Below are 13,910 nucleotides of genomic sequence, written 5' to 3' on the forward strand. Positions count from 1 at the left end.
GCCGCAGCAGCAGGTGCCGGGCGGTGCGCGCTTCCATCAAGCGCTTGAACATGTTTCGAAACGTATCTGTGTCCGCGAAAGGGTCACTGCGCCGGGTGTCGCGGCCATTCGAAAGATCGCCACCCATGCAGCCGGGTGCACATGTTGGCTTCCGACCAAGCCACCCGCCACAGCACGCACACTGTCACGCCGCGCCGCAGCTGGACGGAACCCCGCGCAGGCGCTAGCGTGGTGCGGATTTTTTGCCTACAGGGGAACGCCCAATGCGCCATGACGCGCAGCCGCGCCAGCTCACTTTCCGCGCCGTCGTGCTGGCCATCGTGCTGGCGGTGGTGCTTTCGGCCGCCAACGCCTATCTCGGCCTGTTCGCCGGCCTGACCATAGCCACCGCCATTCCCGCAGCGGTGGTGTCGATGGGCGTGCTGCGCCTGCTCGGCGGCGGCACCATCCTGGAAAACAACATCGTCCAGACCGGCGCCTCGGCTGGTTCGTCGATCGCCGCCGGGGTGATCTTCACCATCCCGGCGCTGGTGATCATGGGCTACTGGCCGGACTTCAAATACTGGTGGGTGCTGGGCATCGCCGGCATGGGCGGGCTGCTGGGCGTGCTGTTCTCGGTGCCGCTGCGGCGCTCGATGATCGTCGAAGACCCGCTGCCGTTTCCCGAGGGCAAGGCTGCCGCGGAGGTACTCAAGGCCGGCGAAAATCCCGGCCCGGGCCTGAAGATCCTGGCCGCTTCCGGCGCCATCGGCGCGCTGGTCAAGCTCGGTGCGGCCAGCGGCCTGCGCGTGATCCCGGACACCTGGGCGCAGGCCACTTACCTGGGCAGCAGCCGCCTGGTCGGCTATATCGGTACCAACCTGTCGCCGGCGCTGCTGGGCGTGGGCTATATCGTCGGTTTGAATGTCGGCATCGTGGTGCTGTCCGGCTCGATCCTGTCCTGGCATATCGCGATCCCGCTGTATCAGCAGTTCTTCATGGGCAGCGATCCGGCGCTGGCGCAGAGCCTGGTCGGTGCGCCGGCCGCCGATGCGGCGTTCGGCATCTGGGGCGCGAAGATCCGCTACCTCGGTGTCGGTGCGATGCTGATCGGCGGCGTGTGGACGCTGTTCTCGCTGCGCAAGTCGCTGTTTTCCGGCATCAAGAGCGGCTTTGCGGCCGCGCGCAAGAGCAGTGGCGGCGTGGTCGCCGAGACCGAGCGCGACCTGCCGATGAAGTGGATGCTGGTGGCGCTGGTGCTGTGCACGCTGCCGCTGCTGGGTCTGTACCAGGCCATCGTGCAGCAATGGCACGTGTCGATCCCGATGACCATCATCATGATCGTGGCCGGCTTTCTGTTCGTGTCGGTGTCCGGCTACCTGGCCGGGTTGATCGGCTCGTCCAACAACCCGGTTTCCGGCATCACCATCTCCACCATCCTGTTCGCATCGGCGGTGCTGGTGCTGCTGCTGGGCAAGAGCGGCCTGGTGCCGGTGGGCATCGGCGCTGCGCCGTTAGGCGCGGTGGCGGCCATCATGATCGGTGCGGTGGTGTGCTGCGCGGCGGCGGTGGGCGGTGACAACCTGCAGGATCTCAAGGCCGGCTATCTGGTTGGTGCCACGCCGTGGAAGCAGCAGTTGATGCTGGGCATCGGTGCGTTCTCGTGTGCGTTGATCATGGCGCCAGTGTTGAATCTGCTGGCCCAGGCGTATGGCATCGGCCCGGCCACGCCGCAACATCCCAATTCGCTGGGCGCGCCCCAAGCCACCTTGATGGCCTCGGTGGCCAAGGGACTGTTCGGCGGCCAGTTGCCGTGGACCATGATCGCAATCGGCGCCGGCGTCGGTGCGGCGATCATCGCGCTGGACGAATGGTTGAAGGCCACCGGCAAGCGCTTCCGCGTGCCGGTGCTGGCGGCGGCCATCGGTATCTACCTGCCGCTGGAACTGATGGTGCCGATCTTCATCGGTGGCCTGATCGCGCACCTGGTGGAGCGCTTCCACAACATTCGCGCCGACGACGAAGATGGCCGCGACCGCGTGCATCGTCCGGGCGTGCTGTTCGCCGCCGGCCTGATTACCGGCGAGGCGCTGATGGGCATCGCCATTGCCGTGCCGATCGTGCTGTCCAGCCGTGCCGATGTGCTGGCACTGCCGGCCGCCCTGCAGCTCAATCAATGGATCGGCCTGGCCATTCTCGCCCTGGTTGGCTGGCTGCTGTACCGCGTCGGCAAGCGCGGCGAACAGGCCGCCTGAGCCTGCGACAGACACGGCGCATGCGATGCATGCGCCGTCCTGGCAGGCGCGAAACGCGACCTGCCCGCAGCGGATGTCGCTGCCATCATCTGCATCATCCCCACGCACCGCCGCTGCAAACTCCATCGACCGTCCCTGACGGCACCTCGTCGTCTGCGGCCTGTCTTTGCGCCGACTTTATGCCGGGTCCAGCGCTCATGCATAGCGCCTTTATGCCGCCGCTGCGTATCGTGCCGTCTACCGCACGGATGATGCGCCACCACTGCCACAAGCCTGGATCGGCCCCGCTGATCTCCGCGCCATAGGCCATCGCGCCGCCGCTGCTGCCGACAAAAACGTTAGCCCAATCACACTGCGCTCCTTCCAAGGCACGGTTGCGGCCGCTTTTTGTCTGGCGAGCTCGACAGTTCGATAGGATCGACCAGGCGTCGCCGTTTGGGCGTCTGGTCGATCCACCTCTCCACGCGCATTCCCCCCACTCACTGCTGGCCTGTTGTGTCTTGGCCCAGCGCTCTGCCATGGAGTTACTGCAATGCCGACTGTTATTTCCGGTTCTTCTTCCCGCGCACCCCGCATCTCGCTGCTGACCATCGCCGTGGCCGGCATGCTGTGCGGCCTGGCCATTCAAGCGCAGGCGCAAGACGCCGCCGAAGCGGCGCTCTGCACCGATCGGCCGACCAAGGCCAATTCCACCTGTACCGTGCCGACCGGCGCCTGGCAGCTGGAAACCGATATCGGCAGTTACACCCGCGACAGCCAGCCCGGCACACGCATCGAAACCTCGGTGTTTACCAATCCCACGCTCAAGTACGGCGTCAGCGACCGCATCGATCTGCAGCTCAACTGGGCACCACAGCTGCAGGTCAAGACCACCGACCGCGCCACCGGCGCGCGCAGCAGCCTGAGCGGCGGTGGCGACATCTATCTGCGCATGAAGGCGCGTTTCTACGAAAGCGACACCGCCACCGTGGCGGTCCTGCCGTTCGTCAAGGCGCCGACCGCCCGCACCGGTCTGGGCAACGACGAGTGGGAAGGCGGCGTCGCTCTGCCGATCAACTTTGCGTTGCCCAACAGCTTCTCGTTGACCTTCGGCCCGGAGCTCGACTGGTTGGCCGACAGCGATGGCAGCGGCAAGCACATCGCGGTGATCAATGCGATCAACCTGGCCCACCCGCTCACGCCGAAGCTGTCGATGGCGGTGGAGGTGTGGTCCTCGATCAACCGGGATCCTGCACAGACGGTCGAACAGTATTCGGCCGACATCGCCGCGGCGTATCTGCTCAACCCGCTGTTGCAGCTGGACGTGGGCGCCAACTTCGGCCTCAACGACCGCACCCCGGACGCGCAGGTGTATGTGGGCATGTCGCACCGCTTCTGATGCGCTGCCGCCCGTGCCGCCCATAGGCGGCATGGGCAATGCGCACGACGGCGTGCCGCGCCACTTCACGCTGCATGACGTCCTGCCTTTGCGCGTGCGCCGCAGCAACGCCTACCATCGGCGTTTTGCCGTTGCGGGAATTATCGATGAAGCTGCGTCACGCCGTATTGCCCTTGTGTTTGCTGGCCGCCTTGCCAGACCTTGCCGCCGCGCGCGGTTTCGATGTACGCGACATGGTGGCGCTGGACCGGGTGTCCTCGCCCACGCTCACGCCCGATGGCGGTAGCGTGCTGTTCGCCAAACGCCAGGCCAAGACCAGCAATGGCAAGCCGGCCACCAGCCTGTGGGTGCGCAATCTGCGCACGCGCGATCTGGCGCCACCCAAGCGGCTGACCCCGGAAGGCTGGAACGTCAACAGCCCGGCGTTGTCGCCCGATGGCAAGACGGTGTACTTCCTCAGCAGCAAGTCCGGCAGCCAGCAGCTCTATGCGCAGCCGATGGCCGGCGGTACCCCGCAGCAACTCACCGCCTTTGCGGTGGATGTGGACAGCTACAAGCTCTCGCCCGAGGGCAAGCGCATCGTCTTCAGTGCGGGCGTGTTCCAGGACTGCGGTTCGGACCTGGGCTGCACCAAGAAGCGGCTGGGCGAGCTGAAGAACAGCAAAGCCAGCGGCGTGGTGTACGACCAGCTGTTCGTGCGGCATTGGGACACCTGGAACGATGGCCGCCGCAATACCTTGTTCGTGGCCGACCTGCCAGCGGCGGGCGGCAAGGCCGTGGTCGGGGCGTCGGCCATCAGTGCCACGCTGGCCGGCGACGCGCCCTCCAAGCCGTTTGGCGGCAACGACGACTACACCTGGTCGCCCGATGGCAGCACCGTGGTGGCCAGCGTGCGCATCCCGCAGCCGCATGGCCCGGAAGCGGGCAAGAACGCCAAGGCCGGCGCCAGGCCCACCGGCAACGACGAGCCGTGGCAGACCAACTTCGATCTGTATCGCCTGGATGCCAGGGGCAAGTCTGCACCGGTCAACCTCACCGCGGCCAATCCGGCCTGGGACGCCGGCCCGGTGTTCAGCGCCGACGGCAAGACGCTGTACTACCGCGCCATGAAGCGCCCGGGGTTCGAGGCCGATCGCTTCGGCCTGATGGCGATGGACGTGGCCAGCGGCAAGACGCGCGAGATTGCGCCGAAGTGGGATCGCTCCGCCGGTGAGATCGTCTTGAGCGAGGACGGTACCAGCGTGTACACCAGCGCCGACGAGCTCGGCGAGCACCCGTTGTTCAAGATCGACCTCGCCACCGGCACTACGACCAAGCTGGTCGGCGAGGGCGCGGTGCACGCACCGACGCTGGCCGGAACCACGCTGGCGTTTACCCGCAACTCGCTCAAGAGCGGCGACCAAATCTTCGTGAGCGACCTGCAGGGCCAGGGTCTGCGTGCGATCAGTCAGAGCGCCGGAGAGCAGCTGCCCGACGTGCAGTTCGGCGACTACGAGCAGTTCCAGTTCAAGGGCTGGAACAACGACACCGTCTACGGCTACGTGGTCAAGCCGTACAACTATCAGGAAGGCAAGACCTATCCGGTGGCGTTCCTGATCCACGGCGGGCCGCAGGGCAGCTTCGGCAATGGTTGGAGCAACCGCTGGAATCCGCAGACCTACGCCGGCCAGGGCTACGCGGTGGTGATGATCGACTTCCACGGCTCCACCGGCTATGGCCAGGAATTCACCGATGCGATCAGCCAGCATTGGGGCGACCGCCCGCTGGAAGACCTGCAAAAGGGCTGGGCGGCTGCGCAGAAACAGTACGGCTTCCTCAACGGTGACAAGGCCTGCGCATTGGGCGCCAGCTATGGCGGCTACATGGTTTACTGGATGGCAGGCAACTGGAACCAGCCGTGGAAGTGCCTGGTCGACCACGACGGTGTGTTCGACAACCGCACCATGGGCTACGCCACCGAGGAACTATGGTTCAGCGAATGGGAAAACGGCGGCACGCCGTGGCAGAACCCAGCCGGCTACGAAAAGTTCAACCCGGTGCTGCACGTGGACAAGTGGAAGGTGCCGATGCTGGTCATCCACGGCCAGCAGGATTTCCGCATCCCGGTCGAACAGGGGCTGGCCGCGTTCACCGCGCTGCAGCGCAAGGGTATCGACTCCAAGTTCCTGTATTTCCCGGACGAAAACCACTGGGTGCTCAAGCCGGACAACAGCATCCTGTGGCACGACACCGTCAACGGCTGGTTGAAGCAGCACATCGGGCAATAAGCCGGCGATGCCGGCACGCCGCGCGATGCGGCGTGCCGGTCTGCATCGATGGGCACGCTGCAACGTGGTTTACAAACAGCAGCGCGACACGTGTGCGCACGCAACCGCGACACATGCGGCTGCGTGCGCCGCGGTCGGTCCGCAGCATGCAGCGATCGCTGCTACAGCTGCATTGCTGTCGGGTTCGCTTGCGGTCACACACGTTACGCCGAGACAAGCGCTGTCGAGTGTGCTTGCGGGCGCGCCAAACCGTGTCATGACGAAACGGCGGCTGATTGCATACGGACATCATCGCCCCGGCGTCATGTCGACGTGTCAAAATAGCGCTTCTTTAACTTTCCCAGTCCCTGCAGGATCGCAAGGATCTTCCGTATGCGCACGTTCGCCCGTCCCGCCCTGCTGGGCCTCGCCCTGATCTTCAGCCCTGCCTGGAGCGCCGCGCCGCGGACGGCAGCTGGCGCACCTGCGCGTGTGCCGGCACCTGCGGCGCCCGTGGCCGCAGCGGAGGCGGCAGACAGCGAGCTGCTGGTGCCGCTGCCGGCAACACTGAAGTCGGGCATGAACTACCGCGCGTTCTCGCAGGCAATTGCCGAACAGGGCTGGCAGCCGGTGGATCCGCTTGCAGCCGACAGCTGCATGGCGGCGGGCGACTGCGAAATCGAATTTGTGGCACCGGCTGCCGGTGCGCGTCTGCGCGTGCAGGTGGGGTCGCACTCAGGTGCGGCCGTGGTGCAGAGCTGGGCGGCACGGCGCATGCCGGCCGATCGTCTGGGCGCGACCAGTGCTTCGCTCGACACCGCCAAGGCCGCTCCCGCTGCAGCCACGGCCACCGTGGCCGAAGAGCCGCGCTGACCTCCTGCAAGCCGTGCGGCCTGCGCGGCGTATCATGAAGCGGCGCGGCGATGCTGTTCGCCGAGATGGCCGCGTCGTTTTCTTGCCGCCGCGTCTTTCCTGCTCACGAGCCCACCGTCCTGCATGAAGAGCATCGATCCTGCCGATCTGGAAGCGTTGTTCGATGCCGTGCCGGACGTGCTGTTCTTCGTCAAGGATCGCGAGGGCCGCTATACCCACGTCAACCAGACCATGCTGCGGCGGCTTGGCCTGAAATCGCGCAAGGAGCTGATCGGAAAGCGCGTGGCCGAGGTGTACCCGAGCGGCCTGGGTGCCAACTACGCCAACCAGGATGAGCAGGTGCTGGCCGGCGAGGTGATCGACAACCTGCTGGAGCTGCACCTGTTCGCCAACCGCGAACCGGGTTGGTGTCTCACCTGCAAACGCCCGCTGCTGGTGGATGGCAAGGTGCAGGGCATCATCGGCATCTCACGCGATCTCGGTCCGCAGGACGGGCACGAGTCGCAGTACGAAAAATTGCGGCTCGCACTGGCCTACCTCAACGCCAACTACGCGCAGAACGTGCGCATGCAGGCGCTGGTGGAAATCACCGGGTTTTCGATGTCCAAGCTGCAACGCTCGTTCCGCAAGGTGTTCCAGCTCACTCCGCAGCAGGTATTGGCCAAGTTGCGGCTGCAGATGGCCATGCATCTGCTGCACGGCGACAAGAGCCTGACCGAAATCGGCCACGCCTGCGGCTTCAGCGATCAAAGCGCCTTTGCGCGGCAATTCAAGCAAGCCGTGGGCATGACGCCGCGCGAGTATCGTGCGCTGGCGAATGCGCAACGGTTTGCTGTCGAAGCGGTGTAGAGCTGCAGACCACACGACTGCTCCGCTATAGCGTGTGCGCAGCTAGAGACACGACAGAAACAGCATCCCGTTCCAAGGTTCAGTCAGTCAAACGCTGAGTCGGTCGAGGGCGCGGTGCCCTCACCGCTTGCGGGACACGCCGTGAATCCGTCCGTGGAGGCTCGCTGGCGGCATCCATGCCGCCACACGGTCCCGCAATCGGCGAGGGCACCGCACCAGACAGTGTGCTGGCGACGTCGTTGAAGGACGAAAGCACCTCACCGGACAGTTGGCTGATGGTTTTGTTGAAGAGCGAAGAAGCGACGCCACGCGCCTTGCCGATCGCTTATCAAAGCGCTGCGCATCAACTACACACCGCGCATCGACCATCTCCACTGGTCCTTGCCCGCCCACCGTCGCGGGACCCTTGGCGGCATGGATGCCGCCACGGAGCTTACAGGGACGTACTTGCAGCGTGTCCTGCGATGGTGGGCGGGCAAGGGCCCTGCAGCAAAATGCAGAGGTGGCACTCCGCAGCTGATCTTCCGCGCTGTCAACGTACCTTATGGCGATCAGCATCGGCGTTCTGGTCTTGCTGGTTCAGTCAAACGCTGAGTCGGTCGAGGGCGCGGTGCCCTCACCGCTTGCGGGACACGCCGCAAGTACGTCCCTGTAGGCTCGGTAGCGGCATCCATGCCGCCACACGGTCCCGCAATCGGCGAGGGCACCGCACCAGACAGTGTGCTGGCGACGGCGTTGAAGGACGAAAGCACCGCACCGGACAGTTGGCTGATGGTTTTGTTGAAGAGCGAAGAAGCCACGCCACGCGCCTTGCCGATCGCTTATCAAAGCGCTGCGCATCAACTACACACCGCGCATCGACCATCTCCACTGGTCCTTGCCCGCCCACCGTCGCGGGACCCTTGGCGGCATGGATGCCGCCACGGAGCTTACAGGGACGTACTTGCAGCGTGTCCCGCGATGGTGGGCGGGCAAGGGCTCTGCAGCAAAATGCAGAGGTAGCACTCCGCGGCTACCTTCTGCGCTGCCAACATGCCTCATGGCATCAGCATCAGCGTCCCCGCCTTGCAGGTTCAGCCAAGTGCTGCATCGATCGAGGGCGCGGTGGCCTTGACCCATGCAATCAACACCAAGCTCAATGCCTCCGGCGATGCATCTTCATCGCTGCCTGCGGAAACAACTTGGGCGCGAAACGGCTACTGGAAAGCCGCTCGCGCCCAAGCCTGCATCTGCCAACCAGGCGTGATTACGCCAGCATGCGCACCTTCGGCTCGCGTGCCCACTGGCGGGTCTTTGCCGCCGCGATGAAGGCCTTGGTATCGGCGGCAGAAACGATGCCCGCGTCCTTGCCGACGTTGCCGGCCTTGAGCAGCAGTTGCGCACCGTCGTCGAAGGCGATCGCCTTCAGATGCGCCCAGGCGTTGCTGACGAAATCCAGCGCCGCCGATTCGTTGGTCAATGCCTTGGCCGCTTCCGACGACAGCAATACCGCCACCGCATCGAAGATGATCGACGGGGTGCCGGCCAGCTGGCCATCAGCCGCCAGTTGCTTGCCATCGCTGAGCTTGGCGCCACCCAGTTTGGGTGCCACGATCTTGACCGTGGCGCCGGCCGCTTCCGCCGCCTTGCGCACTGCCTTGATCGCCGCAGCATCCGAGCCGTCGTGGATCAGGATGCCGACCGTGCGGCCTTGCAGGGTGTCCTTCATCTTGCCGATCAGCTGCAACGCCGGCGACAACGGCATATCGGTGGGCGCAACGGCCGCTGGCGGCGCGGGTGGCAGCGTGGTCATGCCCATGCCGTCGGCCACGCGCTTGGCCAGGCTTTCATCGATGTGGCGCAGATGGCCGACGACGGCCTCGCGCACGTGCGCGGTTTCGACCTTGGACAGTTCAAACACCAGCGCCGATGCCAGGTGTGCCTGCTCCGGTGCGGTCTGGCTGCGGAAGAACATGCGCGCCTGGCTGTAATGATCGGCAAAGCTGTCCGCACGCACGCGGCCCTTGGCGCCATCCTCGGCGGGCGTGGCGTGGCTGGGGAATCCACGCAGCGCCTCGCGCGGCGCATCTGCCTGCAGCGAGCTCGGTTCATAGGCCACGCGGCCCTTCGGCACGCCCATCTGCATGTGGCCATCGCGTTGGTTGTTGGCGAACGGGCACTTGGGCGCGTTGATCGGAATCTGGTGGAAATTCGGCCCGCCCAGGCGGCTGAGCTGGGTGTCCAGATACGAGAACAGGCGCCCCTGCAGCAGCGGATCGTTGCTGAAGTCGATGCCGGGCACGATGTTGGCCGGGCAGTACGCCACCTGCTCGGTCTCGGCAAAGAAGTTGTCCGGCCAGCGGTCCAACACCATGCGCCCGACGATCTGCAGCGGCACCAGTTCTTCCGGAATGACCTTGGTCGAATCCAGGTGATCGAACGGGAATGCCTCGGCCTCGGCCTCGGTGAACAGCTGCACGCCCAATTCCCATTCCGGGAAGTCACCGTTCTGGATCGCTTCGAACAGGTCGCGGCGCTGGAAGTCCGGGTCGGCGCCGGCGATCTTCACCGCCTCGTCCCAGATGGTCGATTGCAGGCCAAGCTTGGGACGCCAATGGAATTTGACGAAGGTGCTTTCGCCCTTCTCATTGAGGAAGCGGAAGCTGTGAATGCCGAAGCCTTCGATCATGCGCAGCGAACGCGGAATGGTGCGGTCGCTCATCGCCCACATGATCATGTGCATGGATTCGGGCGTGAGCGAGACAAAATCCCAGAACGTGTCGTGCGCGCTGGCGGCCTGCGGAAAGCCACGGTCAGGCTCCATCTTTACCGCATGGATCAGGTCCGGGAACTTCATCGCATCCTGGATGAAGAACACCGGGATGTTGTTGCCGACCAGATCCCAGTTGCCCTCCTTGGTGTAGAACTTCACTGCGAACCCACGCACGTCGCGGGGCGTGTCCACCGAGCCGGCGCCACCTGCCACGGTGGAAAAGCGCGTGAAAAGCGGGGTTTTTTCGCCGACCTCGGTGAAGATCTTGGCCGTGGTGTACTGGCTCAACGATTTGGTCAACTCGAAATAGCCATGCGCCGCGCTGCCGCGCGCATGCACGATGCGCTCAGGAATACGCTCGTGATCGAAGTGGGTGATCTTCTCGCGCAGGATGAAGTCTTCCAGCAACGTCGGCCCGCGCGGCGTGGCGCGGAGCGAGTTCTGGTTGTCGCCAACCGGGATACCTTGATTGGTGGTCAGTTGCGGATGCGAGCCGCCGGCCTTTTGATGCAGTTCGTCGCCGCGACCGCGCGACACATCGCCGGTGGCGCTTGCGGTAGCGGCGGCAGGAACCTGCGCGGGTTTACTGGGGGACTTGGCCATGGGACTCCACTCTGGCGAGCTGATTGCGGGCTGAGCCACAGAGCGTGCGAGTGGCGCTGTTAACTGCATGTGTCTGCTTGAGAACGAATACTCACATCTGCGCAGAACCCTGCAGCGCGTCGCAGCGCTTTGTTGCGCGCGTCACGTCAGTGGGCACATGCACCGAATGATGTGCATGCGCAGGCCGGTGTTACAGCAGATCCAGCGGCTGCTTGCGCGTTGGCGCAGGGAAAATGCGGTCCAGCTCGGCAAGATCGTCGTCATCCAGCTGCAACGCACAGGCGGCGGCGTTCGCGCGCACATGCTCCGGCGTGCCCGACTCGGGAATGGCGATGACCTTGCCGCTGCGAATCGCCCACGCCAGTGCGACGGCAGTGGCCGCCACGCCGCGTCGCGCACCGATGGCCTGCAAGGTTGGGTGGCCGAGCAGGGCGCGGCTACCCAACGGCGAGTACGCCATCACTGTCACCTGATGGTCGGCGCACCACGGCAGCAGATCGAATTCGATGCCACGGCTGCCGGCGTGGTACAGCACCTGATTGACCAGGCAGCGTTGTCCGCCATCGATGGACCACAGTTCTTCCATGTCATCGACATCGAAGTTGGATACGCCCCAGTCGCGGATCTTGCCGGCATCGCGCAAGGCTTCGAACGCATCGACCACCTCGGCCAGCGCGCTGCCGCCGCGCCAATGCAGCAGGTACAGGTCCAGCGTGCGCACACCCAGCCGCTGCAGGCTGGCCTCGCAGGCGCGCGCAATACCGCGCGCGCTGGCATTGCCGGGCAACACCTTCGACACCAGATACGGCGGCTGCCTGCTGTCGATGGCCTGGCCGATCAGCTGCTCCGAGCGGCCATTGCCGTACATCTCGGCGGTATCGATCAGCCGCATGCCCAAATGCTGCCCGACCTGCAAGGCATCGATCTCCTGCTGCGACGGATGCCGGCCCTGGCCCAGATTCCACGAACCCAGCCCGAGTGCCGGTACCTCGCGCCCATGACGCAGGCGCACCTGGGGACAGGAGGGTGACGGGGCGATGGACATGGATGGCTCCTCTGCGGTGATGGCGGTTGGTCGTGTGTCCCATGCGACGGGCGACGTGCATGCACGGTTGCGGGCGCCTGCCGGCATCGCACGGCAGCTCGGCCACAGGGTCCTATCGTTGAGCAGCGTGCGTTACGTCGGGCTGATGCTGTTGCGAAGGCGATGGGACGCTCGCCGTGGCAGCGCGCGCCTGTGCGTCCCAAAAGCCACAGCGGTGCCGTTGTATGAAGTCCCGCGTTGCGCCGATCCGGGCGGGCGACAAGGTCAGCGGTGTCTGGCCATCGAATCGCGGCCACTGCGGGCGGCCGTGACCGTTCGGGTCGCCGGTACGCGCGAACGCGCCCCAGTAGTCCTGCAACGTGTCGGAGAACGCCTGTTGCGCCGGGCTGAACCGCGGATCGCCGCTGAGCACCCAGGGGCGCTGAAACAGATACACCAGCTCCGAGGCGTGGAAGGCGCCCAACGCCGGCGAGAACGGCAGGCGCAGCAGCCCGTACGGCGCCTGCGAGTCATCGAACTCGTAGGCGTACACCGGGGCATGCGTGCGCAATGCCTGGCCCAGCCGGCGCGTCGGACAGGCGAAGCCGCCGTCGGTGACGATGTCGGCAAACGCCTCCCAGCGCGAGTGCGTGGCGACATCGGCGTACTGCGCCATGATCGGCGCCGCAGACGCGTGCATGCGTTGGATGCGTGCCTCGTAGCCACTGCGCGAGGTGAGCTTGCCAAGGTAGGACAGCAGCTGCGCAAACAGGCGTCCCTCATCGCGGTTATTGCCGATCAGCACCGGCACCTGTGCGTGTTGCGCGCTTGCGATCGCCTGTGCAGGTGGTAGCGGCAGCACATCGCCGCCGGCCATCGGCGCCCACGCATCGCGGCCGGTCAGGCCGCGTCGCTGCGGCGTTGCATCGGCCAATGCATCGGCCGGAAGCGCGCGCAGGCATGCTGCAACGTCGGCCGTGTGCGTGCAGCCAAGCGCCTGCGCCATGCGCACACCGCCGTGTTCGGCTTCATCTCGGGTCACGCTGGAATCGGCGGCCAGGCAGCTGCCGCTTTGCAGGATGGCACGCTGGAACAGCCCTTTGGCCGTTGGCGAGGCGAGCTGATAACAGATGCTCCATGCGCCGGCGGATTCACCAAACACGCTGACGTTGTGCGCATCGCCGCCGAACCCGGCGATATTGCGTTGTACCCAGCGCAGCGCGGCCTGCTGGTCGAGCAGTGCATACGCGCCTTCGCCCTCGCCACGCAGACCAGGGTGCGCAAGAAAGCCGAACACGCCCAGCCGGTAGTTGGGCGCCACCACGATGACATCCTGGCGCGCCGCCAGTGCGCTCAGGTCGTAATCCGCATTGCTGCCCAGCTCCAGCGCACCGCCATAGATCCATACCATCACCGCGCGTGGATGCGCGGGGGCCGGGCCGGGCGGGGCATAGATGTTCAGCGTGAGGCAGTCCTCGGAGACATGCGTGCGCCCGATGCGATAGCGCGGCAGGCAGGCGGGCCCTGCGTGCGTGGCATCGCGCACGTCCTTCCAGGCCGGCACCGGTTGTGGCGCGCGAAAGCGCAATGCGCCCACCGGCGGCGCTGCGAACGGTATGCCCAGGAAGACCTTGCCGTGCGCGCTGGCCACACCGCGCACCGGCCCGGCGTCGGTCTGCACCACCGCCGCACGCGCATCGTGCGCCTGCACCAGTGCCGGCACCTCGCCGGGACGGCGCGGCGCGCAGCCGCTCAACATGCAGGCGGCCAGCAGCACGGCGCCGAGATGTTTCAGTTCAAGCATGTGCGAGGCTCTGCCAGTGCGGTAAGGACGTCCGCCATCATCCCGACTGCACGTGTAGGCCAGGCAAATGAACGACGCGCCTTGCGCGCAATGAAAAACCCAGCCGTTTCCGGCTGGGTTTTTTGTTTACAGCATGCGTGCCGCTAC

General features: G+C 65.5%; 8 protein-coding genes. 5 read left to right on the plus strand and 3 right to left on the minus strand.

Going from position 1 to position 13,910, the window contains the following annotated elements; all coding sequences use genetic code 11:
* Positions 1 to 263 precede the first annotated feature (263 nt).
* The 5 genes from ACCQ10_RS06210 to ACCQ10_RS06230 all read left to right on the plus strand — a co-directional run bounded on the left by ACCQ10_RS06210 (position 264) and on the right by ACCQ10_RS06230 (position 7,580).
* Complete coding sequence (locus tag ACCQ10_RS06210) at positions 264 to 2,234, plus strand: OPT family oligopeptide transporter (RefSeq protein ID WP_372362516.1); 1,971 nt, start codon at positions 264 to 266, stop codon at positions 2,232 to 2,234.
* Positions 2,235 to 2,766: 532 nt separating this feature from the next.
* Positions 2,767 to 3,612: a transporter gene (locus ACCQ10_RS06215; RefSeq protein ID WP_372362517.1), complete on the plus strand. Its 846-nt coding sequence runs from the start codon at positions 2,767 to 2,769 to the stop codon at positions 3,610 to 3,612.
* A 146-nt stretch (positions 3,613 to 3,758) separates the two neighbouring features.
* The gene (locus ACCQ10_RS06220; protein ID WP_372362518.1) at positions 3,759 to 5,879 is read left to right on the plus strand and encodes a prolyl oligopeptidase family serine peptidase; all 2,121 of its coding nucleotides are present in this window, start codon (positions 3,759 to 3,761) and stop codon (positions 5,877 to 5,879) included.
* 372 nt (positions 5,880 to 6,251) lie between these two features.
* Positions 6,252 to 6,731, plus strand: a complete 480-nt coding sequence (locus ACCQ10_RS06225; RefSeq protein ID WP_372362519.1) for a hypothetical protein — start codon at positions 6,252 to 6,254, stop codon at positions 6,729 to 6,731.
* 123 nt (positions 6,732 to 6,854) lie between these two features.
* Positions 6,855 to 7,580 (plus strand): AraC family transcriptional regulator, encoded by a 726-nt coding sequence (locus ACCQ10_RS06230; protein WP_039413302.1) that lies wholly within the window; start codon positions 6,855 to 6,857, stop codon positions 7,578 to 7,580.
* Positions 7,581 to 8,826: 1,246 nt separating this feature from the next.
* Here ACCQ10_RS06230 and ACCQ10_RS06235 read toward each other — a convergent pair.
* The 3 genes from ACCQ10_RS06235 to ACCQ10_RS06245 all read right to left on the minus strand — a co-directional run bounded on the left by ACCQ10_RS06235 (position 8,827) and on the right by ACCQ10_RS06245 (position 13,763).
* Complete coding sequence (locus ACCQ10_RS06235) at positions 8,827 to 10,935, minus strand: catalase (RefSeq protein ID WP_372362520.1); 2,109 nt, start codon at positions 10,933 to 10,935, stop codon at positions 8,827 to 8,829.
* A 190-nt stretch (positions 10,936 to 11,125) separates the two neighbouring features.
* Complete coding sequence (locus ACCQ10_RS06240) at positions 11,126 to 11,980, minus strand: aldo/keto reductase (RefSeq protein ID WP_372362521.1); 855 nt, start codon at positions 11,978 to 11,980, stop codon at positions 11,126 to 11,128.
* A gap of 112 nt (positions 11,981 to 12,092) precedes the next feature.
* Complete coding sequence (locus tag ACCQ10_RS06245) at positions 12,093 to 13,763, minus strand: carboxylesterase/lipase family protein (protein WP_372362522.1); 1,671 nt, start codon at positions 13,761 to 13,763, stop codon at positions 12,093 to 12,095.
* Between the last annotated feature and the right edge of the window lie 147 nt (positions 13,764 to 13,910).

This window comes from Xanthomonas sp. NCPPB 1325, assembly GCF_041477645.2.
GTDB classification, from domain to species: Bacteria; Pseudomonadota; Gammaproteobacteria; order Xanthomonadales; family Xanthomonadaceae; genus Xanthomonas; species Xanthomonas cannabis.